Raw genomic sequence first — 21,130 nt, forward strand, 5'->3', positions numbered from 1 at the left:
CAAGGCACAAGTAGCGAGATACAAGTATCAGGCTGAAAGTATAAAGACAGATATGATCTTTAATTAATTCTTGATCATCGAATTGCTAATTGATCCTGGAAATCCAAAAATCCTATCCATCCTGTTCCTATATTTGCACCATTACCTTCAAAAATAAAATAATCCAAGCCATGAATATTATAACGCCTACTGCCGACGGTTCCAATACACTTTATAACGAAACCATAGGCGAACATTACCACAGTAAACATGGTGCACTGCAGGAAAGCAAACATGTGTTTATTGATGCAGGTTTGAAATTTGCTTCCGCCAACCAAGATGAAATTTCCATTTTAGAGGTTGGTTTCGGCACGGGATTAAATTTTATTTTAAGTTTCGAATATTGTGCAGAAAACAATATAAAACTGAATTATACCAGTATTGAAGCTTTTCCGCTGACTACAACAATAATTGAGCAAACAGGTTATGCAGCATATGTTGCTGAAGAAATATGGACCAGGTTTATTTCCAACTACCCAGAAGCATTAAAAGGCCCTCAAAAACTATCACCACTTTGCACATTAGAAATTCCGCATACTACATTGGCCGAATACCGCGGCAATAAAAAATTTGACCTGATTTATTACGATGCATTTTCGGTACAGCACCAACCCGAAATGTGGAGTGATGAAATTATTGCACATGCCTGCAGTTTCTTGAAACCTGGAGGAACTTTTATTACCTACGCCATTACGGGAAAATTAAAAAGAGCGGTTAAAGCCTGCGGATTTAACATAGAAAAATTGCCTGGCGCCCCCGGAAAAAGAGAGATGCTTAGAGCAGTTAAAGGGATGTAAAAATGGGAAATGGATGATGAAAATTCAGGATGTAAAATGGACGATGTAAAATGGATGATGGATGTGGAAAAAGTTCGGGATCAGAAAGTCTGGCGATGGCATTGCATAAGAAAAGTCTCCCAATTTATGCCCTCTGCGCCTTACTCTTTGTGTCTTCATGCCCTGAGATAAATTCGTGCACAACAAAAACAGCCATCCAACTCCGTGTGCTCTGCGCCTTTCTCTTTGCGCACTCTGCGGTTAATCTACAACATCATTTTACATAATTTAGCGCACCTGCCAAACCAGTACAATCTAAATTTGTTGGATTAACATTAACATTCGTATCATGGAAAAAAGAATTTTAGGCAAAACAGATTTAAATATTGCACCAATTGTATTCGGAGGAAATGTTTTTGGCTGGACGATTGATGAAAAGAAATCATTTGAAATATTAAACCAATTTGCGGAAAATGGTTTCAATTTTATTGACACGGCAGATGTATATTCCCGTTGGGTACCTGGAAATAATGGAGGTGAATCGGAAACAATTATTGGTAACTGGCTGAAAAAACAAAACAAACGCCATGAAATTATTATCGCAACCAAAGTAGGTTCAGATATGGGACAAGGTAAATCATTAAAGAAAGATTATATCATCAATCAGGTAGAACATTCTTTATCACGCTTGCAAACCGATTATATCGATCTTTATTTTTCTCATTTTGATGATGAAAGCACCCCTGTTGAAGAAACCTTAAATGCGTACGAAACTTTAATCAAGGCAGGCAAAGTCCGCTGGATCGGTGCTTCAAATTTTTCTGCCGATCGACTTAGGGAATCTTTAATTTATGCTACCGAAAATGGCTTGCCCCGTTATGAAGTCTACCAACCAGGGTATAACCTTTATGATAGAGCGGACTTTGAGCAGGAACACGAAAAAATCTGCCTGGATTATAATTTGGGTGTTGTGGTTTATTATTCGCTTGCCAGTGGTTTCCTAACCGGCAAATACCGCAGCGAAAGCGATCTGAACAAAAGCCAGCGTGGCGGGGGCGTAAAAAAATTCCTGAATGAACGTGGTTTTAAAATTTTAGCAGCCCTTGATCAGGTTGCAGCGCAACATCAGGTGGAGCCGGCTTCTGTAGCCTTGGCCTGGTTAATCAACCACCCTTCGGTTACTGCCCCAATTGCAAGTGTTACTGATTTAAACCAACTAAAATCGTTTACTGAAGCTGCTAATTTGAAATTGTCAGCAGAAGAAATTTCTCATTTAGATCAAGCCAGTAGTTATTAAAATAATCTCTTATATTTAAATGCCCGATTAATGAAACAATTATTCGGGCATTTTGTATTAAACAGGATTTTTAATAGATATGAAAGAAAAACTATCTTTTTTACCCAAACTGGCACTGGTTCTCTTCTGTTTAATCAGTTTAACCTACATTGCCATTTTAGGCCACTCTTTGCTGGCCCCTTTACTTTTTTCTTTTTTAATGGCAATCTTACTATTACCGGTAGGTAATTTTTTGGAGCACCGTTTAAAATTCAAAAGGAGTTTGTCAACCTTGCTATCAGTGATTCTGATGATTGCTGTTATTGGCGGAATTGTATACTTTTTTGGCAATCAACTCAGCGATTTATGGGCAGATTGGCCGTTACTTAAAGAGAAAGCAAACGTTTCCTATCACGAACTGCAAAAATGGATTTCGCATACTTTCGGCATAAATTCTCAGAAACAGCTCAGTTATTTAAACGATAGCACGGAAAAAGCTTTGGCTACCAGTGCTGCAATTGTGGCTACAACCCTATCAACCTTATCTTCTACCCTATTGTTCTTAGGTTTCACATTACTATTCACCTTCTTTATTTTAAACTACCGCAGGGTATTATTTACGTTCTTAACTTCTGTTTTTAGCGAAGAACATAAAGAAAAAGTCGCAGAAATTGTGAGCCAGATTCAGTACATCATTAAAAAATACATTATAGGTTTGTTCTTGCAAATGCTTATTGTTACGGTATTAATGATTACGGTGCTGAGTTTATTAGGCGTTAAATACGCTGTTCTATTGGGATTGGTGGCAGGCATTTTTAATGTGGTTCCTTATTTGGGAATATTCTTTGCCTTACTGGTAAGCTGCCTGATCACTTTCGCTACCGCAGGTGCTGGTAAAGTATTGCTGGTCTTAATCGCTTATCTTGGGGTGCATGCTATAGATGGAAATGTACTGATGCCGTTAGTAGTAGGTTCTAAAGTAAAAATAAATGCTTTATTTGCTTTTATCGGTATCGTTGTTGGCGAAATGATCTGGGGTATCTCAGGCATGTTTTTATGTATTCCATATTTGGCCATCTTAAAAATAATTTTTGATAGAGTAGATGGATTAAAACCCTGGGGCATATTAATGGGAGAAGAACACAGGCCCGATAAAAAGAAACGGGTTTACCGGATTACAAAAAAGATTAAATTAGAAGAAAAAGATTAAAATGGCCGAAAACAGATCGCCTCATATTTTAAGCACTTCTGCCAATCTCCTGGGTATTTGCTTCATTGTACTCACGTCTTTGAAAAAACTCGCACTCAACGATGGCTCCCTGATTGACGAATTTGCCGTAGCTGCGGTAATGTTTTTTATGACCAGCTGCATCTTATCTTTTATCTCGATGAGACGACAAAAAACAACAAGCCAGCGGATGGAAAAGGCCGCCGACTTCATCTTCTTATCCGGCCTTTTGGTATTGTTTGTTGCTACAATACTGATTGCATTTAATTTAATAAAGTAAATCGGTCGAATTAATGAAACCCCTATTTGTCCTGGTAATCGTTTATATTGCGCTGATGGCTTTTGGCCAACACACTACCTTTGATAAAGGAGATATTTTTGCAGGTAATATGGCAATGGCTGCAATGCTGGTATTTACTGCTGCTGGCCATTTCAAATTTAAAACCAGTATGGCAGCCATGGTTCCACTATTCATTCCCAAAAAAGTGGAACTTGTAATGCTAACAGGAATTCTGGAAATCTTATTTGCAATCGGATTGGCGATACCAAGCACCAGGCATTTTACCGGAATAGCATTGATTATTTTTTACATAGCCATTCTACCTGCAAATATTTATGCAGCCAGACACCGCATCAATTACGAAAATTTATATAAGCCAGGCCCCGGACCAAGATATTTATGGTTCAGAATTCCTTTTCAGTTTTTCTTAATCGCCTGGGTTTGGTACTTTAGCGTTCGATAAATCTATTTCAACCATAAAACATGCCTAACAATCCAATTCCAGCAAGCGCCAATAATCCAGCTGACGCCTTCACACGTTTACTTACCGTTTTAAATACCTTGCGCACGCAATGCCCCTGGGATAAAAAGCAGACCATGGAAACACTGCGCCATTTAACTATTGAGGAAACTTATGAGTTAAGCGATGCCATTTTAGACGGCGATTTAGACGAAATTAAAAAGGAACTTGGCGATGTGATGATGCACCTCGTTTTTTATGCCAGAATTGCTTCAGAAACCAACGATTTTGACATTACTGATGTTTTAAACGGCGTTTGCGATAAACTGGTAAACCGCCACCCGCATATTTATGGAGATATTGAAGTAGAGAATGAAGAAGATGTTAAACGCAACTGGGAACAGATTAAACTAAAAGAAGGCAACAAATCGGTATTGGCCGGTGTACCCTCTTCACTGCCCGCATTGGTTAAAGCTGCCCGTATTCAGGAAAAAGCACGTGGAGTAGGCTTTGATTGGGAAGATAAAAACCAGGTATGGGAAAAAGTAGAGGAGGAATTGCAGGAGTTTAAAACTGAATTTAATGTAGCAGACAATACGGCAATCGATATCGAAAAAGCTGAGTCAGAATTTGGCGATGTATTATTCTCATTAATCAATTATGCCCGTTTTATCAATATCAATCCGGAGAATGCATTAGAAAAAACCAATAAAAAATTTATCAAACGTTTCCAATACCTGGAAAATAAAGCAAAGGAAAACGGAAAGGCCTTAGACGATATGACACTTGCAGAAATGGATGTATATTGGAACGAAGCGAAGAAGATATAGCTAAAAGAAGCTAATTCGCAAATTTAATATAAATTTTGCGAATCGATTCGCAAAATTTATATTAAATTTGCGATTATGATTTCAAGAGCAATAGCTGATTCTATACAAAAACGCCTGAAAGATGAAAAGGCAATTATCCTTTTAGGTCCAAGGCAAGTTGGAAAAAGCACGCTTCTACAACAACTATTATCTAAATTTACCAAGCCGGTAATGTGGTGGAATGGCGACGATGCCGACATCAGAACTATACTTTCAAATACCACCGCTACCTCATTACGCTCTCTTTTAGGGAAATCGAGAACACTGATTATTGATGAAGCGCAGCGAATTGAAAACATTGGCCTATCGATTAAACTAATGATCGATCAGCTTAAGGATGTTAAAGTAATAGCTACAGGCTCATCAGCTTTCGAGTTAGCGAATCACATCAATGAACCGCTTACCGGCAGGAAATGGGAATACAATCTATTTCCTTTTTCGTTCGGAGAAATGGTGGAGGAACATGGCTTACTTACAGAAAAACGATTACTTGATCACCGACTGGTTTACGGATACTATCCAGAAATTGTTAACAACCCAGGGGAAGAAGAAATACGACTGAAACAATTATCAGATAGTTATTTATATAAAGATTTACTGATCTGGGAGAAAATACAAAAGCCAGATAAAATGGAAAAATTAATTCAGGCATTGGCTTTCCAGGTAGGAAACGAAGTATCTTATAACGAGTTAGGACAGTTAGCGGGGCTGGACAATCAAACTACCGAAAAATACATCGATCTGCTCGAAAAGGCATTCATTGTTTTCAGGCTAGGCTCTTTAAGCAGAAATTTAAGGAATGAATTAAAGAAAAGCAGGAAAATCTATTTTTACGATAATGGAATCAGAAATGCTGTTATCAATCAATTTAATCCGGCTGTATTACGACAGGATATTGGTGCACTTTGGGAAAATTTTGTGATTAGTGAACGGGTTAAGTTTCTTGCTTACAAACAGATCAACTGCAACCAATACTTTTGGCGTACGCATGCGCAGCAGGAAATAGATTATATTGAAGAAAGAAATGGTTTAATGAATGCTTATGAAATGAAGTGGAACCCGAAGGCCAGGGCAAAATTTCCAAAAGCCTTTTTAGATGCTTATGCTGGTGCGGAAACCAGGGTCATAACACCCGATAACCTGAATGAATTTTTATCATGAGTAAAAATCCCCGTCAACATAATACCATTTACCATCTTCTAACCTGAAGTTAGATTTTTCATGCAACACTTCGGTCTGATTTTTTTTGTTCAGATAGTAGGCCTTAAACTCTACCACATCAAAAGTGGAAAAAACAATCTCGAGCTTTAGCCATCTGGTATTTTTCGCGCTGCTTAAATAATCACTTTTAGAATGATTTTTTCTTTTACTGCGATGCGTAGTTTCATAAAGATAATCTGCATCAGCGACTACAAAGGCCGAATATCTGGAACGCATCAAAGCCTCGGCAGTTGGCGCTGTTTTCGTTTTTAAGTGATAAGGCTGGCAACATTGCTGAAAAGTTATTCCACTTCCACAAGGACAGTTTATTGAATCCATATTAAAATTTACAGCACAAAAGTATCATTTAATATTCCTGCTGCTAAAATTTCCGTAAAATTGCAGCAGAATAATGAGGTATTTCTTTCATATTGCCTATCAAGGCCAGCACTACAATGGGTGGCAAAAACAACCTGGTATAAAAAGCGTTCAGGAAGTTATAGAACAAACCCTGTCGAAGATTTTAAAATCGCCAATTGCCATTAACGGTTGCGGCCGTACTGATGCACACGTGCATGCCAGTCAGTTTTTCTTCCATGCTGATATCGAAAAAGAGGTTAATTCCAATCTGATTTACATTTTGAATAAAGCTTTACCTTCCAATATCGCCGTGTTCGACATTATCAAAATGGAAGGCAAGCCACATGCCCGGTTTGATGCAGTACAGCGTAAATATGACTATTTCGTCCATACCTACAAAGATCCTTTTTTGACTAACCAAAGTTCTTTTTATCTATTAAACGATTTAGATTTTGATAAAATGAGAGCTGTGGTAAAATTATTACCTCAATATAAAGACTACAGGGCTTTTTGTACGCATCCGGATAAATATGAACATACCATCTGCAACGTAATGGAAGCCGATTTATTTGTAAACCCAAAGGGCGACAGATTAAGGTTTCATATTGCCAGCAACCGCTTTTTGGGTAAAATGATCCGCTTGATTATGGGCAAAATCCTGATGGTAGGCAAAGGACAGCTCAGTTTTGATGAGTTTGAAAGCGAACTCATTACACTTAAACCTTCCAAAATATCATTACCTGCCCATCCTACCGGCCTATATCTTTCCAAAGTTACTTATCCTTATCTAAACCTCGAACCACGGACTGAATTTATCCACAGTACACAAGGTACAGAATGGATTTCGATTTAAGTGTAGCGTTTTTATTATCAACTCCGTTTAAGGGGTATGAATGTCCAAATCTGTATTGTCCTTTTCATCCTCATTCTATCTTTAGGCTCAAAAAAAACACCAATGTAGATGTTTTTGGAGTGGAGTATCGATGGTGACCATGTTTGCCCTGAAATCAGCCGGTTGCATTATGGGATGGAAATTCAATATTACACCAGATGCCAATTTACAAACCATTGAAAGGAACACATATTTTCAAATATGACCTTGTCGATTTTAGGATATCAGTGTATGGGCAGCATGTTTTGACTGGAATATGATTTGAGACGAAGTTCTTCATCAGAAATGGAATATTGCACAAGCCATAAAGGTGTGAGTAAGCAAGGGCATAGTTTAGGTTGCTTGGGCATCGGGAAATGATCTGTCCGGTGTCCCAAGTTTTTTATTTAAACCGGATTGCCTTAAGTGGCGAAACCTTACTCACCAGCAACGAAGGAATAATCAAAACGGCTAAACACACCACTACCGTAACGATATTAAGCAACAGCACATCAATAAAATGAAACTCTATGGGTGCATAAGCTAAAAAGTATGAGGCCTGGTTAAGCTTAAAAATGTGCGTAGACTGCTGTAAGAACCCAAGACCTAAGCCCAGGATATTCCCTAGTAACAATCCTATTCCGATTAAATAAGCCGCATTGTAAAGGAAAACTTTCATAATGCTCCAGTTGCTTGCCCCGAACGACTTTAACATCCCGATCATGTTGGTCTTTTCCAGAATCATAATCAACAAGGCTGTAATCATATTAATTACACCTACTATGAGCATCAGGATCAATAATACTTTGGTATTTACATCAAGAAGACCTAACCAGGTAAAAATATTAGGAAAATTTTCTTCAATGGAATACGAGCGTAAACTACGTGGGAGACTTTCATAAATATGATCGGAAATGGGTTTAAGTTTGCTGAAATCCTTAATCCTGATTTCTACGCCACCAATTTCATTAGCTTTCCAGTTATTCAGGCGTTTAATGATATTCAGATTGCCCAGTACAAAGCCCTTATCAATATCTTCAACGCCAATATCGTATATACCTACAATTTTAAATTTACGCGGGCGTAACTGGTTTTGAACAAAGTACATGATAAAATCATCACCTGTTTTAAGTTTTAACCGGTTAGCTGTGTATTTCGAAATCAGTAGTTCTTGCATGGCCGCCGTACTATCAGAAAAATCGATAATGGTGCCGCTGATAATATGCTGTTTAATGTAATCCCATTTATAGCTTTTATCTATCCCCTTAAAGTTTATGCCCTCAATTTCATTATTGGCCGATAGAATACCAGGTTTTGTAGCAAAAGGGTAATAATATTCAATATCGGGATTGTTTTTGAGCGTCTTTTCCGTTTCCCGATCTAAAATAAAGGGAGAATGCTCAAAAGAATTATTCAGATCGTATCGGGTAATTTGTATATCGCCTAAATATCCCCTCACTTTATCCTGAATTTCAGTTTTAAAGCCCTTTATAATGGCTATGGAAAGAATCATAACAGCCAGGCTCAACATCACGCCTGCTATTGCAATACGTACAATGAGTTTTGAGAAGGTACGTTCAGATCTAATGGCTATCCGCCCTGCTATGAAATATTCGAAATTCAATTTAATCGGTTTGTATTAACAAAAATGCTCAATTCCTTTTTAAAAATGGCATTTTCGAAAATAAATAACCAACTTTAAATATCAATCGTTAACTTTTAAAAAGAAAACGCCAATAGCATAATTAAAATATGCTGTAAATTGTTTTATTATAATATCCAGAATACACTAAAATGAAAAAATACATCAGCTTTACGTTAACCAGTTTAATTGCTTTATCTGCATGTGGGCAGCCCAAACCGCAGGAGCAAAAGGTTTTGGGCAAGAATAGCCCGGAAAACAAAAAACTGATGATTAAGACAGCAAAGTTACCAACAGCCATTAAAACCGGTGCAGAGCAAACCGAAAAATATCTGCCGTTGTTAAAGGGCAAACGTGTTGGCATGGTGGTTAATCCGACTTCTATTATTGGTACGCAAACATCAGTTGATAGCCTTTTGAAAAGAGGAGTAAAAATTCAAAAGATATTTGGTCCTGAGCATGGTTTTAGAGGCAATGCCAGCGCTGGTGTGAGTGTTAATGATGATATTGACACTAAAACAGGAATAAAAGCCGTCTCCCTTTACGGCAGACATAGTACGCCTACAGCTGAAGATTTAGCTGATATTGATATTATGGTTTTCGATATTCAGGATGTAGGTGTTCGTTTTTACACCTATATCAACACTTTGCAGCATGTGATGGAAGCCTGTGCCGCAAACCATAAGCCTTTACTGATTTTAGACCGACCAAATCCAAATGGTTATTTAATCGACGGACCAATTTTAGATCCTAAATTTAAGTCGGGCATTGGCATACAACCTATACCTATTGCGCATGGTTTAACAGTTGGAGAATATGCACAGATGTTAAATGGCGAAGGCTGGTTGAAAGATAAGGTGAAATGCAAAATTACCATTATCAAAAATGCCAATTACGATCATAACATGGAGTATACTTTACCGGTTAAGCCCTCTCCTAACTTAAACACGCAGCAATCTATTTTACTTTATCCATCTACCTGTTTATTTGAGGGGACTTACCTAAATCATGGCCGTGGAACCATGTTTCCTTTTGCTATTGTTGGGGCGCCTTACCTAAAAGGTAAATTCGATTTCAGTTTTACCCCAAAAAGCATAAAGGGGATGGCAGAAACACCATTATTCCAAGATCAGGTTTGTTATGGCTTAGATTTAAGAACTTACGATACAGCCGAACTGCGCAAAGCCAAACAGATTAATTTATCATGGTTAATTTCATTGTATCAGGCATCGCCCAAAAAAGAAGATTTTTTTAATACCAAACTGAGTAAAGAAATGGGCGTCATTGAAAGACTGGTGGGTGTAGCTGATTTCAGGCAGCAGATAATTGACGGTAAGAGTGAAGCAGAGATCAGAGCCAGCTGGGAACCAGGCTTAAGTACGTACAAAACCATGCGTAAGAAATACTTGCTTTATAATTAATGTGAGAATGATTGAATGAGAGCGTGAGAAAATGAAAAAATGATAAACTTTAGAAGTTTTTTAAACTTAACGTATTCTGATTTGTTATGATTTAAAGGGATAAAGATTTTCTTTATTCAATCATTCAAAATTCATTCATTCAATCATTATAACATGAGCGGTCCAAAAGTTAAAAGCGATAAACCAGGAAGCAATTACGAGAAAGAGGTACCTAAAGGAAGGGAGCCTGTTGACCATAAAACCGTAAGACACGAAAACGACAGCACCCCCAACAAGCCAGTTCGCACCAATAATCCCGCTAAACAGCGCGAAAACGAAGAGCAACCGGTACAGCCGATCAAGAAAGCACCTAAAGCATAAATTATCGTTCAGACTGCATCTGATGGTATGAGCTGAACGATTATTTTATTTTTAAAGCAAAGAAAAATGTGGCACCCTCTCCAACAGTGCTTTCCACCCAAATCCTGCCGCCTTCACTTTTTATAATTTCAGCTGAGATGTAAAGACCTAAACCCAAGCCCGGGTAGGTATGTTGCAAGTTACCATCTACACGGTAAAACTGGTCGAAAACCAGATGTTGCAAATCCTCCGAAATACCAATTCCGTAATCCCTGACGCTTAATATCACTTCACCGTCTTGACTATGGGTAGCAACATCTATTTCATCGGCGTCGGTGGAGTATTTAATTGCATTAGATAAAAAATTAGTAATAACCTGCCCAATGCGTTCTTTATCAGCGAAAACGATGGCATTACTTTCCAGATTACAAATGATCTTATGTTTTGAACTGATGTGCTGCATTTCATCTACAATATCTTCAACAACAGCATCAAAATCAAATTCAATTGGGTTGAAAGTCATTTTCCCTGATTGAATTTTGGTTACATCAAGTAAATCGCCAATCAGGCACGTTAACCGGTTCAGTTGCTGGTCCATTTTACGTACCATTGTCGCCTTTTTTTCGTCTCCCTCACTCCTGATCATGCGTTCAAGCACCTGTGCATACGCTTTGATACTGGTTACGGGTGTTTTTAACTCATGACTGGCGATCCCCAAAAATTCATCTTTTTGCTGTTGCAGCTGCACTAGCTTTGTCACATCCGTTGCAGCGTGGATAATGGCATACACTTGCTCGTTAGAATCTTTTATCGGTTTATAGGTAAAGCTGAACCAGCGTTTCTGTTCTTTACCATCAATAATCACCAGGAATTCTTCCTGATCAGCATGGTAACTTATTCCTGTTTGATATACTTTTTTCAAAGTTTCAACTGATGGCTGTAAGTTCAATTCAGGTATGGCTTCAGCAACGGTTTTACCGATTACGCTTTTATCCTTTCCCCAAAACCGGAGCATTTCATCGTTCGCAAGGCTGATTACCATGTTTTCTGTTTCATAGTAAGCCGTGGCCATCGGTATATCATACATAAAGTTGCGAAAGCGTTCTTCGCTTTTAGCAGCCTCCATCTTTGATACAACCTGTAAGGTAATTTCGTTAGCGACTACCATAATGCCGGTAACCTCTCCGTCCTGACCAAATATTGGATCGTAAACAAAGTTGAAATAAAAATCATCTTCAACCCCGTTATGCTCCAATCGGGCTTTGGTTTCGTAGCCATAATGAGCAACACCGCTGTTGTAAACCTGCTGTAACAATTCTGGAAAAGGCTGGTTGGCAATTTCAGGCAATCCATCTAAAAGTTTTAAACCGATTACAGCTTTACTTTTCCTCCATATCTTTAGCAAATCATCGTTGGCATCTTCTATAATCAGGTCTCTGCCTTTTAAAATTCCAATAGCCACAGGCGCATCGTAAATCATCTGCCTTAACAAAGCTTCACTCTGCTCTACTTTAAACTTTGCATTTACTAATTCGGTCACATCTGTAGCATTATTTAAAATGCCCCATACATTCCCATCTGAATCAAGCAGCGGTTTATAGATAAAATCGAAATAAAAAGTTTGGAGTACATTATCATTTAATAGCACGGCCTTATCTTCTTTGGCTTCATAAGGCATGCCGGTGCTTCTTACCTGTTTAAGAATATCAAGAAAAGGTTGATCTTTCAGCTCGGGCAGCGCCAGAGCCAACTCTTGACCTATTACAGATGCGTCTCTTCCCCAGGCTTTAAGCATAGCCTTGTTGGCTACCTCTATAATCATATTTTCTCCGGTATAAAGCGCGATGGGCATTGGAGACTCCTCTATAAGCGTATTAAAAATATTGGCTTTATCGGCGAGATTAGTTTGCATAATTGGGATAAAAGACAAATATAGTTGCTTTTTTACTTGCTACCAGATTTTAAAAAAGATAATAGCACCTTTTCATTATGCTCTAAACTCACCTTACCTTGAAGTGCATGGTTATTCATTTTTTTAAGGTATTTTTCAAGCTGATTATTCTCGTAAGCCGTAAGCAAAAGCGGGTAAACGTAAGAGCTTTTACATACCGCCCGGGTGTTACCTAATTTTTTGGCTACACAATCTAAAACGGCAACAATTTGTTTTTTACTAGTTAAACCTGCATTTTCATTCACCTGGCATTGGGCAAACTGCCGAAGCGCTTCGAGGGTACCTCCCCAGGTCCTGAAATCTTTTGCCGTGAAATCATCGCCTGTAATTTCTTTAATATAGGCATTTATTTTACCGGAATCGATGCTTTTATGTTCGCCATCAGGTGTATAAAACTGAAAAAGCTCCTGACCAGGAATATCACGGCATTTTTTAACCAGTTTTGCCAGCGAACGATCGTTAAGTTCCAGTTTCTGCTGCACGCCTTTTTTTCCCACAAAATCCATGGTAATTTTACTTCCGTTTATTTTTACATGCTTATCACGTAGGGTGGTGAGGCCAAAAGATCCATACAGCTGTTTGTAGCTCTCATTTCCTACCCTGATTAATGTTTTTTGAAGTACATCTACCGAAATAGCCAGCACCTTACGTTCGTCGAAATCTTTGCGGCGGAGGTCTTTCTGTAGGTTTTTCCTGGCTTTGGGCAGAGATTTTCCAAACTCAAGGAGGCGGAAATATTTATCCTCCGCACGTCGGCTGGTCCATTTCGCATGGTACTTGTATTGTTTTCGCCCCGCGGCATCAATTCCCGTCACCTGTAAATAAGCATTGGGTTTATTGGCAATCCATACATTTTGCCATGCTGGCGGAATAACCAGTGCTTTAATCCGGTCCAGGTGTTTGTCATCTGTAACTTTATTTCCTTCTTTATCTACATAATAAAATTTTCCTGGTTTTCCTTTACGGTAAATACCAGGCATGGCATCAGTTACATACACTAATCCGCTTGCTTTTACAACATCTTTACCTTGTACCATTTTTTGGCTATAAGTATGGGTTTATTTTTAGTTATTTTGCGAAACTAAACGTGGATGACCACGTTATTTTAGAAACACAACACTTTCGTATGAAAATAGTTTTTATGGGTACGCCCGATTTTGCGGTAGCCTCTTTAGATGCCTTGGTACAAGCCAATTTTGATGTGGTTGCAGTCGTTACTGCGCCAGACAAGCCTGCAGGGCGTGGGCAGAAACTAAGTGAAAGTGCGGTAAAAAAATACGCGGTAGAAAAAGGGATTCCTGTTCTTCAACCCGAAAAATTAAAAAATCCTGAATTTATTGAGCAACTCAAATCATATCAGGCAGATTTACAGGTAGTCGTGGCTTTTAGAATGTTACCAGAAGTGGTATGGAATATGCCGCCAAATGGCACCATTAACCTTCATGGATCGCTCTTACCACAATACCGTGGCGCTGCCCCGATAAATCACGCCATCATAAACGGAGAAAAAGAAAGCGGTGTAACCACTTTTTTCCTCACGCATGAAATCGATACCGGCAATATTATCCTTAGTGACCGTACGCCCATAACTGATGAAGAAACTGCCGGCGACCTGCATGATAAACTGATGCACATTGGTGCCAACCTATTAGTAAAAACGCTTAAAGCCATTGAGGCCGGTGAGGTTAGCGAACAACCGCAGCCACAAAGCGGCAACTTAAAACACGCGCCGAAAATTTTTAAAGAAGATTGCAAAATCGACTGGAACAACCCGGTACAAATGATATATAACTTAATCCGCGGGTTAAGCCCATACCCTACCGCCTTTACTTTTTTAAATGATAAAACCTTAAAAATATTTAAGGCCGAAATAGAACATAAAGAACCAGGTATTGTTGCCGGAGGCTTTTTAAGCGATGGCAAAACTTTTTTAAAATTCGCCGCTAAAGATGGTTTTATCAAACTATTGGATATTCAGTATGAGGGCAAAAAACGTATGCCGATAGAAGATTTTTTAAGAGGAATACGGTTGTAGGTAGTCCTTAGTCTGGAGTCTTTAGTCCAAAGTCATCAGTCTGGAGCCGAATGAATAAACCTTTACAATCCTGAATGCAATGAAGGATCTTTCAAATAAAGCTAGATTTTTTATTCAAGAAATCATAATCGATCAGGTTTAGATGCCTATGACATTGTTACTGTCCAAAGTTAAATAAACCCGACCGACAGCGTTATCCCGTTTAAGGATATTTTGTTCATGAGATCATTTTATCGGGATTAAGCAAAGGGCGGGACAAGCGGAACCGAAGTACCACAGAATTTGCTTTCCAAAAAAAGAGATTGGTTAAATCTTTGCGTGATGACCAAATTAAATCCCTCTTTTTCTGGAAAGCAATAACAATCTTGTTCAGCTACCGGTTATAATTATCAATAGCCCTTTCTATATTCTTCTTACCAGATTCGCCTACCAGAAATCCCCCCAGACTTAAACCGGCCCCCAAACCTAACAAAACAAAACTGCCCGTATAATTGCGGTCTGCATATTTTGGCATACCACCGAATGTGGTACCTACTTTTTTACCTTCTGACATCAGCGTAACCCCACTGGCAATAATTGCTGCTCCTGCTGCCACATACATAGCAATGCCCGTAATTTTAGCATTCCTATATCTCCCTAACAGCGCCAAACTTTTCGGATTATCAGCCATTGCTTCGTTTAAATTACGATAATTTACGCTTTTTAAATCGGTATACCCCTTATTAATGAACATCCGGTTGTTTACTGCCTGCTGCCTGTAATGGCTAAATCCATAGTATTCATCTTCCATAAGAACGCCGTCGTAAATTACTTCCTGATAAAGATTCAGCTTACCTTCAATAATACGTTCAGCAAAAGAGGCCGCTCCCAAAAGACTGAGTTTTCTGGTGTTGGCAAAAAAGCCATCCTGATTATTAAAAAATTTGACCTGTGACACCGGTATCCGCCTTGAATCGGCCCGAAGCGACCACCCGCCGGTTAAATCGGGTCGCAACCTGATCTTTTGTGCATAAACTGTAGAATCTGAATAGAAGTACAGAAAGTTTCTGGATTCGTTCAACTGCTGTGAACGGGCGTTCAGGCCATAGCAAGCCATTACGAGCATGAGTAATTTTTTCATTTCGGTTAAATTTGTGTGTGTGTGTGTGACCAATAATACTAAAAATACAGTTCAGGTCAACACAAACCGATAGAAATCAAATGTAACATCGCCGAAGCAAAAGAAATTTGCCTCCTATGGAAATTGAGGACAGGTTATTACAAAGCGTTCAACTTCTCCGACAAAAACTTCGAAACCTCGTTAAAATAACGTTTCCTGCCATAGCCCATTACCCATTGTATGCCTTGAGTAGCATTAGTAATAAAAACTTCTTCAGCTTCTTTTAAGATTTCGGGGTTGATCTGTGCCTCAATTAAAGGCATATCGTTCATTTTACATAATTGCATAATAGCTGTACGCATTACACCACTGATACAACCTTCGGCAAGGGCAGGTGTATAAATCTGTTTATTGTATACCACGAAAACATTTGCACTGATGCTTTCGCAAAGAAAACCATATTGATTCAGGATCATGGCCTCATCCAGGCGGTGTTGACTTTTAAAAAGCCCGGCCATAACATAAAGCAGTGCATTAGCTGTTTTAAAATTCGAGAGTTTATTAACTGGTTTGGTCATTTCGTCAAAAACATCAATAATCAAACCTTTGCTGTTTAACTCGTATGTAGAGGCTTTTAGCGGAATACCCTCCAGAATATAACCAGCTTTATTAATTTCAGGTGTGTATACTCCAGCCCCTCCCCTGTAAACAGAAAGTCGGAACCGAACATTGCCGTTCCATTTGTTCCTTTTTGTCAAATCAGCTGTTTTCTGGCGCAGAAAATAATCGTCCATCAAAGCATGTCCGTCTATTTTTAGTGCTTTCATGCCAGCACTCAACCGATCAGCATGTAAGTCTGCAAATTGCAGCTTATTATTGATCATGCGCATACTTTCAAACAATCCATCACCAAATTTGAAACTTCGGTTAGCCGCTGTCAAAATTGGGGCATCTACCGCCTGAAATTCATCATTAAATAAGAGGTACTCTTGAAGCATATTTTATGATGTTGCAATATAATTTTCCCATTTGGTTAATCCGGCTTTAAAATCGGGCGGTAACGGCGATTCGAAATACATGTACTCTTTAGTAGTAGGATGGATAAAACCCAAACTTTGCGCATGCAGGGCCTGACGGGGCAGCAATTCAAAACAATTGTCTACAAACTGTTTGTATTTATTAAACGTAGTGCCTTTTAAAATCTTATCGCCACCATACATGGCATCGTTAAACAAGGGATGACCAATATGTTGCATGTGAGCCCTGATCTGGTGCGTACGGCCGGTTTCGAGTTCGCAACTGATCAAAGTAACATATCCCAACCGCTTTAGTACTTTATAATGCGTTACAGACCATTTTCCTTTTTCTTCATCATCGTAAATATCCATTACACGGCGATCCTTTACACTACGGCCAATATAACCGGTAACGGTACCATCATTTTCAATATCACCCCAAACCAGCGCAATATATTTTCGGGTAATGCTGTGATCGAAAAACTGGCGCGCGAGGTGTGTAATCGATTTTTCATTTTTGCTGATCAACAGTAAGCCTGAAGTATCTTTATCAATGCGGTGCACCAGGCCCGGGCGGCCGTCATTTCCAGGTAACTGAGGGAGTTGCTCAAAGTGGAATGCCAAAGCATTAACCAATGTTCCGGTATAATTATTGAAACCAGGATGTACAACCATCCCGGCAGGCTTGTTTACCACAAGTAAATCACCATCTTCGTAAATAATATCCAGTGGAATATCTTCAGGATAAACTTCTGTATCTCTTGGCGGATGAGGTAAAACGATAGATATTTCATCAAAAGGTTTAACTTTATAACTGGCCTTTATCTGCTTCTGGTTAACCAGTACGTTTCCTGCATCAATTGCATTTTGAATCCGGTTTCTTGAGGCATTTTCTACACGTACCATCAAAAATTTATCGATACGCAGTAAAGACTGCCCTTTATCCACAATAATTTTTAAATGTTCGTATAATTCCTGTTCTTCTGATTCCTGCAATCCAGCCACATTTTCCATGGCGCAAAAATAGACTTTTAACTTCAAGATTTTTTTAATGATTGCAGTTTTCGCAAAAACAGCATTATATTTACTAATAATGAAAATGTTTCAAATCTTCCTCTATGAAAAAATACTACACCTTAAAGGCGATTTGTGCCTTAATGTTATTAATTACTGCTCAAAAAGCTAATGCACAACAGAATGTTGGAGACCTTTTTAAGTCTGGTCCCGCCGATGCGACTAAATTAATCAATGCTTATTTCGATCCCTTATACAAAGGTTTGGGCATTGGCTTAACAGATGGGTGGAGTAATACCGCAAAATCGAAAGGTTTGTTAAAATTCGATGCCCGCTTTTCGGTTTCGGGCGCCTTTGTGCCACAATCAGCCCGCAGCTATGATGTAAATACTTTGGGTCTGAACAATATCAGGCCGGCAGTTGGTTCGTCGTCTATAGGGCCGACTGCTTTTGGCAATGACGAAGTTGGCGGAAAGATGCAGATTTACACCAGTAACGGACAACCTACTACATCATTTTTTAATCTACCTAAAGGTTTGGGCTTCCATGTTGTACCTGCAGTACAATTACAGGCTACATTGGGGCTACCCAAAAACATCGATGTTACTTTAAGAGCTATGCCTAAAATAAAACTAGGTAGCGACCTTGGAAGTTTATCAATGATCGGCTTTGGTGCAAAAGTAGAATTGCTGCCACTTTTTATGGGTTCGACTACAGAGAAATTAGTGCCGGTAGATATTGCTGTAGCAGGAGGATTTACCCAATACAAATATAATTTGCCGTTGAATATTAACAATACTGCAAATTCAGACCAACGCATTGATGCCAAGTTCAATGGTGTAAATTTTGACGCCATCGTATCAAAACAAATTTTATTTTTTACGCCATTTGCCAGTCTGGGGTATCAAACTTCCAATACGGATTTAAAGGCTTTGGGTACCTATTCGTTTGATACTGGTAATGGTCAGTCGGTAAATTATACCGACCCGATTGCTGTAAATCAAAGGGATATCAACGGCGTAAGAGCAAGTTTAGGCTTTCAGCTAAAGTTTGGTTTCTTTAAGTTTTACGGTTCCTATACGCAGGCAAAATACAGCATGGTTAATGCCGGTATCGGTTTAGGTATTGGTAAATAAAAAACTTACAGGCATAATAATGGTTCAAAAACGCCTGAAGTATTCAGGTGTTTTTTATTTTTACACATGTTTGAAGAAATATATAGCCCGGTACAGGAAATAGCATTTCCACCTTTAAAAAACCTGTTCGTTAAAAGGGATGATCTTATCGACCCCTACATTTCGGGCAATAAATGGCGTAAACTCAAATATATTTTAGCGAAGGCAAAGGATGAAAATAAAACTCATCTGGTTACCTTTGGTGGTGCTTATTCCAATCACCTGGTCGCTACAGCCGCTGCTGCATCACGCTCAGGGTTTACATCAACCGCTTTTGTACGTGGGGAAGAAGTAAAAAATGAGATGTTATTGCTTTGCCGGTTATTTGGGATGAAACTCATTTTCACAGACCGTGAAAGTTATCGGGATAAGCATAATTTGTTTAATTCAAATTTTGCGGCTGATAAACAGGCTTATTTTGTAGATGAGGGGGGTGCCTCTATAGAAGCCACTATCGGCTGTGCAGAGATAATCGACGAATTAACAGTCCCTTATGATCACATTTTTTGTGCTGCCGGAACAGGAACTACAGCGGCAGGTTTGTTGAGCGGGATCAGGCAACACCAGCTAAATACGAATTTACATATCATCCCCGTACTAAAGGGGGCTTCTTTTATTCAAGGAGAAATTGCACAATATACTCCTGTATCTGAACATCTCAAACTTCATCTTGACTATCATTTTGGAGGCTACGCCAAAACCACTCCCGAACTGATTAGCTTTATCAAAACCTTTACGGCAAAGAGCGGAATACTTTTGGATCCTGTTTATACAGCAAAAATGTTTTATGCCATCCAGGATTTAGCAAAACAAGGCATTATCGGCAAAGATGAAAAAGTGTTGGCAATCCATACAGGTGGGCTAATGGGCCTTTTGGGGATGATGGATAAGTTTTAGAAGTTTCTTTTTGCTTAATTCGTTTTGGTAATGTTTAAGCTGTTTGCTGAATCCAGTGCCTTGTGCTTATCTCCCCAACTTTCCAGTTGTTTAATAACGGCTTTAAGTTCGTAACCTATTGGTGTGAGTTCGTATTCCACACGTGGCGGAACTTCAGCATAAATAGTACGTTTAATAATTTTGTTTTCTTCCAGTTTTCGGAGCTGAAGCGTCAACATGCGTTCGGTAATATTAGGCAACAATTTTTTCAGTTCACCAAATCTGAGTTTTCCGTTAATTAGCCAGGAACAGATGACCAATGCCCACTGTCCTCCGATAATGTGGGCAGCATAAACTTCCGGACATTCATCCGCTAAAGCCTGCTTATTGGCAAAATTGGTCGATGTTTCCTTGATTTTAGACATTACTTACATTTTTTATAGTACCATACAATTGGTTGCCAATATACATATTCTATGCAAGCTACCTTATTTTTGTAGTTAATAATTTAAGGCTGCTAAAATGAAAACACTCATTATCGTCATTCATCCTGATATTCAAAACTCTGTTGTTAACAGAAGGTGGATCGAAGAACTTGGTAAATTCCCTGATAAATTCCATGTGCATCAATTGCATGAAGTTTATCCTGATGAAAAAATTAATGTGCCTGCTGAGCAAAAACTGATCGAAACATATGAAAAGATAGTATTTCAGTTCCCTTATTATTGGTTTAACTGCCCGGCCTTTTTTAAAAAGTGGCTAGACGAAGTCCTTACGCATGGTTGGGCATATGGAAGCAAAAGTGGCTATAAGGTTGCGGGAAAGAAAATTGCACTGGCCATTTCATTAGGTGTAGAGCAAGCCGAGCTCAATCCTTCTGGTATTTACAAATATCTATTGGAAGAACTTACGCGCCCTTTTGAGCTTTCCTTTGAATACGTTAAAGCCGATTATAGACCTCTTTTCGCATACTATGGAATCGATCATAACCCGTCACCAGAATGGGTTGAAAAAAGTGTTCCGCTGTACCTGGATTTTCTTGAAAAATTGTAAGATATCATTCATATCTCTTAATTTAAGAGTAAAAAATGTATTGCTCAAATGCGATTTTACTGAAAAAGTTTTCCACATCTGTGAAGTCCAAAATAGGTTTTTGTCTATAATCATACTTTAAACTGTTTAAACCTATTTTTTCCGAAAAGT

Annotated in this window: 22 protein-coding genes; 14 read left to right on the top strand and 8 right to left on the bottom strand. The window is 38.7% G+C overall.

All coding sequences use genetic code 11. The features are described from left to right. The first annotated feature begins 170 nt into the window (after nucleotides 1–170). The 7 genes from mnmC2 to ACIQXP_RS17055 all read left to right on the top strand — a co-directional run bounded on the left by mnmC2 (nucleotide 171) and on the right by ACIQXP_RS17055 (nucleotide 6,089). The gene (gene mnmC2 / locus ACIQXP_RS17025; protein ID WP_387506191.1) at nucleotides 171–836 is read left to right on the top strand and encodes a tRNA (5-methylaminomethyl-2-thiouridine)(34)-methyltransferase MnmC2; all 666 of its coding nucleotides are present in this window, start codon (nucleotides 171–173) and stop codon (nucleotides 834–836) included. 328 nt (nucleotides 837–1,164) lie between these two features. Further along, nucleotides 1,165–2,112, top strand: a complete 948-nt coding sequence (locus tag ACIQXP_RS17030) for an aldo/keto reductase (RefSeq protein WP_387506193.1) — start codon at nucleotides 1,165–1,167, stop codon at nucleotides 2,110–2,112. Between the two features lie 79 nt (nucleotides 2,113–2,191). Further along, complete coding sequence (locus ACIQXP_RS17035; RefSeq protein WP_387506195.1) at nucleotides 2,192–3,301, top strand: AI-2E family transporter; 1,110 nt, start codon at nucleotides 2,192–2,194, stop codon at nucleotides 3,299–3,301. A gap of 79 nt (nucleotides 3,302–3,380) precedes the next feature. Continuing rightward, nucleotides 3,381–3,599 carry a hypothetical protein gene (locus tag ACIQXP_RS17040; protein ID WP_387506197.1) on the top strand — a complete coding sequence of 73 codons (219 nt, stop codon included), beginning with the start codon at nucleotides 3,381–3,383 and terminating at the stop codon, nucleotides 3,597–3,599. 13 nt (nucleotides 3,600–3,612) lie between these two features. Beyond that, nucleotides 3,613–4,062 (top strand): DoxX family protein, encoded by a 450-nt coding sequence (locus tag ACIQXP_RS17045; RefSeq protein ID WP_387506199.1) that lies wholly within the window; start codon nucleotides 3,613–3,615, stop codon nucleotides 4,060–4,062. Between the two features lie 20 nt (nucleotides 4,063–4,082). Continuing rightward, entirely contained in the window at nucleotides 4,083–4,889 is an 807-nt protein-coding gene (gene mazG, locus ACIQXP_RS17050) for a nucleoside triphosphate pyrophosphohydrolase (RefSeq protein ID WP_387506201.1), read from the top strand. A gap of 75 nt (nucleotides 4,890–4,964) precedes the next feature. Next, on the top strand, nucleotides 4,965–6,089 hold the full coding sequence (locus ACIQXP_RS17055; RefSeq protein ID WP_387506203.1) for an ATP-binding protein: 1,125 nt from the start codon (nucleotides 4,965–4,967) through the stop codon (nucleotides 6,087–6,089). On the opposite strand, the gene ACIQXP_RS17060 is transcribed toward ACIQXP_RS17055, so the two are convergent. Further along, a complete protein-coding gene (locus ACIQXP_RS17060; RefSeq protein WP_293741425.1) occupies nucleotides 6,084–6,467 on the bottom strand; it encodes a YchJ family protein in 384 nt (127 codons plus the stop codon). The two genes, ACIQXP_RS17055 and ACIQXP_RS17060, sit on opposite strands and share 6 nt — an antisense overlap. Nucleotides 6,468–6,540: 73 nt before the next feature. Here ACIQXP_RS17060 and truA point away from each other — a divergent pair, with 73 nt between their 5' ends. Beyond that, nucleotides 6,541–7,341 carry a tRNA pseudouridine(38-40) synthase TruA gene (truA, locus tag ACIQXP_RS17065; RefSeq protein ID WP_387506205.1) on the top strand — a complete coding sequence of 267 codons (801 nt, stop codon included), beginning with the start codon at nucleotides 6,541–6,543 and terminating at the stop codon, nucleotides 7,339–7,341. A 421-nt stretch (nucleotides 7,342–7,762) separates the two neighbouring features. Here truA and ACIQXP_RS17070 read toward each other — a convergent pair whose 3' ends face one another. Next, the gene (locus tag ACIQXP_RS17070; protein WP_387506207.1) at nucleotides 7,763–8,983 is read right to left on the bottom strand and encodes an ABC transporter permease; all 1,221 of its coding nucleotides are present in this window, start codon (nucleotides 8,981–8,983) and stop codon (nucleotides 7,763–7,765) included. Between the two features lie 170 nt (nucleotides 8,984–9,153). Between ACIQXP_RS17070 and ACIQXP_RS17075 the strand changes: the two genes are divergently transcribed. Together ACIQXP_RS17075 and ACIQXP_RS17080 are read left to right on the top strand one after the other, a co-directional pair. Then, nucleotides 9,154–10,422: an exo-beta-N-acetylmuramidase NamZ family protein gene (locus ACIQXP_RS17075; protein ID WP_387506209.1), complete on the top strand. Its 1,269-nt coding sequence runs from the start codon at nucleotides 9,154–9,156 to the stop codon at nucleotides 10,420–10,422. A gap of 153 nt (nucleotides 10,423–10,575) precedes the next feature. Beyond that, nucleotides 10,576–10,782, top strand: a complete 207-nt coding sequence (locus ACIQXP_RS17080; protein ID WP_134204833.1) for a hypothetical protein — start codon at nucleotides 10,576–10,578, stop codon at nucleotides 10,780–10,782. A 40-nt stretch (nucleotides 10,783–10,822) separates the two neighbouring features. Here the strand turns inward: ACIQXP_RS17080 and ACIQXP_RS17085 are convergent, their stop codons facing one another. Together ACIQXP_RS17085 and ACIQXP_RS17090 are read right to left on the bottom strand one after the other, a co-directional pair. Next, complete coding sequence (locus ACIQXP_RS17085) at nucleotides 10,823–12,673, bottom strand: PAS domain-containing sensor histidine kinase (RefSeq protein ID WP_387506211.1); 1,851 nt, start codon at nucleotides 12,671–12,673, stop codon at nucleotides 10,823–10,825. A gap of 32 nt (nucleotides 12,674–12,705) precedes the next feature. Next, nucleotides 12,706–13,749 (bottom strand): DNA topoisomerase IB, encoded by a 1,044-nt coding sequence (locus tag ACIQXP_RS17090; protein WP_387506213.1) that lies wholly within the window; start codon nucleotides 13,747–13,749, stop codon nucleotides 12,706–12,708. 89 nt (nucleotides 13,750–13,838) lie between these two features. On the opposite strand from ACIQXP_RS17090, the gene fmt reads away from it, so the two are divergent. Beyond that, nucleotides 13,839–14,747 carry a methionyl-tRNA formyltransferase gene (gene fmt, locus ACIQXP_RS17095; protein WP_387506215.1) on the top strand — a complete coding sequence of 303 codons (909 nt, stop codon included), beginning with the start codon at nucleotides 13,839–13,841 and terminating at the stop codon, nucleotides 14,745–14,747. A gap of 373 nt (nucleotides 14,748–15,120) precedes the next feature. Here the strand turns inward: fmt and ACIQXP_RS17100 are convergent, their stop codons facing one another. The 3 genes from ACIQXP_RS17100 to ACIQXP_RS17110 form a co-directional block, all read right to left on the bottom strand. After that, nucleotides 15,121–15,867 (bottom strand): hypothetical protein, encoded by a 747-nt coding sequence (locus ACIQXP_RS17100; RefSeq protein ID WP_293741419.1) that lies wholly within the window; start codon nucleotides 15,865–15,867, stop codon nucleotides 15,121–15,123. 137 nt (nucleotides 15,868–16,004) lie between these two features. After that, nucleotides 16,005–16,844: an aminotransferase class IV gene (locus ACIQXP_RS17105; protein WP_293741418.1), complete on the bottom strand. Its 840-nt coding sequence runs from the start codon at nucleotides 16,842–16,844 to the stop codon at nucleotides 16,005–16,007. A 3-nt stretch (nucleotides 16,845–16,847) separates the two neighbouring features. After that, complete coding sequence (locus ACIQXP_RS17110; protein WP_090985218.1) at nucleotides 16,848–17,876, bottom strand: RluA family pseudouridine synthase; 1,029 nt, start codon at nucleotides 17,874–17,876, stop codon at nucleotides 16,848–16,850. Between the two features lie 104 nt (nucleotides 17,877–17,980). Between ACIQXP_RS17110 and ACIQXP_RS17115 the strand changes: the two genes are divergently transcribed. Both ACIQXP_RS17115 and ACIQXP_RS17120 read left to right on the top strand, forming a co-directional pair. Next, a complete protein-coding gene (locus tag ACIQXP_RS17115) occupies nucleotides 17,981–19,012 on the top strand; it encodes a DUF6588 family protein (RefSeq protein ID WP_293741417.1) in 1,032 nt (343 codons plus the stop codon). Between the two features lie 66 nt (nucleotides 19,013–19,078). After that, nucleotides 19,079–19,948, top strand: coding sequence for a 1-aminocyclopropane-1-carboxylate deaminase/D-cysteine desulfhydrase (locus ACIQXP_RS17120; protein ID WP_387506218.1), 870 nt, complete (start codon nucleotides 19,079–19,081; stop codon nucleotides 19,946–19,948). Between the two features lie 14 nt (nucleotides 19,949–19,962). Here the strand turns inward: ACIQXP_RS17120 and ACIQXP_RS17125 are convergent, their stop codons facing one another. Next, nucleotides 19,963–20,352: a winged helix-turn-helix transcriptional regulator gene (locus ACIQXP_RS17125; RefSeq protein WP_293741415.1), complete on the bottom strand. Its 390-nt coding sequence runs from the start codon at nucleotides 20,350–20,352 to the stop codon at nucleotides 19,963–19,965. A gap of 97 nt (nucleotides 20,353–20,449) precedes the next feature. Here ACIQXP_RS17125 and ACIQXP_RS17130 point away from each other — a divergent pair, with 97 nt between their 5' ends. Then, nucleotides 20,450–20,980, top strand: a complete 531-nt coding sequence (locus ACIQXP_RS17130; RefSeq protein ID WP_387506220.1) for an NAD(P)H-dependent oxidoreductase — start codon at nucleotides 20,450–20,452, stop codon at nucleotides 20,978–20,980. Nucleotides 20,981–21,130 lie beyond the last annotated feature (150 nt).

Source organism: Pedobacter suwonensis (assembly GCF_044762335.1).
In the GTDB taxonomy this organism is placed as follows: domain Bacteria; phylum Bacteroidota; class Bacteroidia; order Sphingobacteriales; family Sphingobacteriaceae; genus Pedobacter.

Excerpts from the sequence above, each read along its gene's own strand:
- ACIQXP_RS17055 (WP_387506203.1), top strand. The coding sequence starts at position 4,965 with ATGATTTCAAGAGCAATAGCTGATTCTATACAAAAACGCCTGAAAGAT.
- ACIQXP_RS17115 (WP_293741417.1), top strand. The coding sequence starts at position 17,981 with ATGAAAAAATACTACACCTTAAAGGCGATTTGTGCCTTAATGTTATTA.
- ACIQXP_RS17080 (WP_134204833.1), top strand. The coding sequence starts at position 10,576 with ATGAGCGGTCCAAAAGTTAAAAGCGATAAACCAGGAAGCAATTACGAG.
- ACIQXP_RS17125 (WP_293741415.1), bottom strand. The coding sequence starts at position 20,352 with ATGTCTAAAATCAAGGAAACATCGACCAATTTTGCCAATAAGCAGGCT.
- mazG (WP_387506201.1), top strand. The coding sequence starts at position 4,083 with ATGCCTAACAATCCAATTCCAGCAAGCGCCAATAATCCAGCTGACGCC.
- ACIQXP_RS17100 (WP_293741419.1), bottom strand. The coding sequence starts at position 15,867 with ATGAAAAAATTACTCATGCTCGTAATGGCTTGCTATGGCCTGAACGCC.
- ACIQXP_RS17060 (WP_293741425.1), bottom strand. The coding sequence starts at position 6,467 with ATGGATTCAATAAACTGTCCTTGTGGAAGTGGAATAACTTTTCAGCAA.
- ACIQXP_RS17090 (WP_387506213.1), bottom strand. The coding sequence starts at position 13,749 with ATGGTACAAGGTAAAGATGTTGTAAAAGCAAGCGGATTAGTGTATGTA.
- ACIQXP_RS17130 (WP_387506220.1), top strand. The coding sequence starts at position 20,450 with ATGAAAACACTCATTATCGTCATTCATCCTGATATTCAAAACTCTGTT.
- ACIQXP_RS17045 (WP_387506199.1), top strand. The coding sequence starts at position 3,613 with ATGAAACCCCTATTTGTCCTGGTAATCGTTTATATTGCGCTGATGGCT.
- ACIQXP_RS17035 (WP_387506195.1), top strand. The coding sequence starts at position 2,192 with ATGAAAGAAAAACTATCTTTTTTACCCAAACTGGCACTGGTTCTCTTC.
- ACIQXP_RS17085 (WP_387506211.1), bottom strand. The coding sequence starts at position 12,673 with ATGCAAACTAATCTCGCCGATAAAGCCAATATTTTTAATACGCTTATA.
- truA (WP_387506205.1), top strand. The coding sequence starts at position 6,541 with ATGAGGTATTTCTTTCATATTGCCTATCAAGGCCAGCACTACAATGGG.
- ACIQXP_RS17120 (WP_387506218.1), top strand. The coding sequence starts at position 19,079 with ATGTTTGAAGAAATATATAGCCCGGTACAGGAAATAGCATTTCCACCT.
- ACIQXP_RS17110 (WP_090985218.1), bottom strand. The coding sequence starts at position 17,876 with ATGGAAAATGTGGCTGGATTGCAGGAATCAGAAGAACAGGAATTATAC.
- ACIQXP_RS17030 (WP_387506193.1), top strand. The coding sequence starts at position 1,165 with ATGGAAAAAAGAATTTTAGGCAAAACAGATTTAAATATTGCACCAATT.
- mnmC2 (WP_387506191.1), top strand. The coding sequence starts at position 171 with ATGAATATTATAACGCCTACTGCCGACGGTTCCAATACACTTTATAAC.
- fmt (WP_387506215.1), top strand. The coding sequence starts at position 13,839 with ATGAAAATAGTTTTTATGGGTACGCCCGATTTTGCGGTAGCCTCTTTA.
- ACIQXP_RS17105 (WP_293741418.1), bottom strand. The coding sequence starts at position 16,844 with ATGCTTCAAGAGTACCTCTTATTTAATGATGAATTTCAGGCGGTAGAT.
- ACIQXP_RS17075 (WP_387506209.1), top strand. The coding sequence starts at position 9,154 with ATGAAAAAATACATCAGCTTTACGTTAACCAGTTTAATTGCTTTATCT.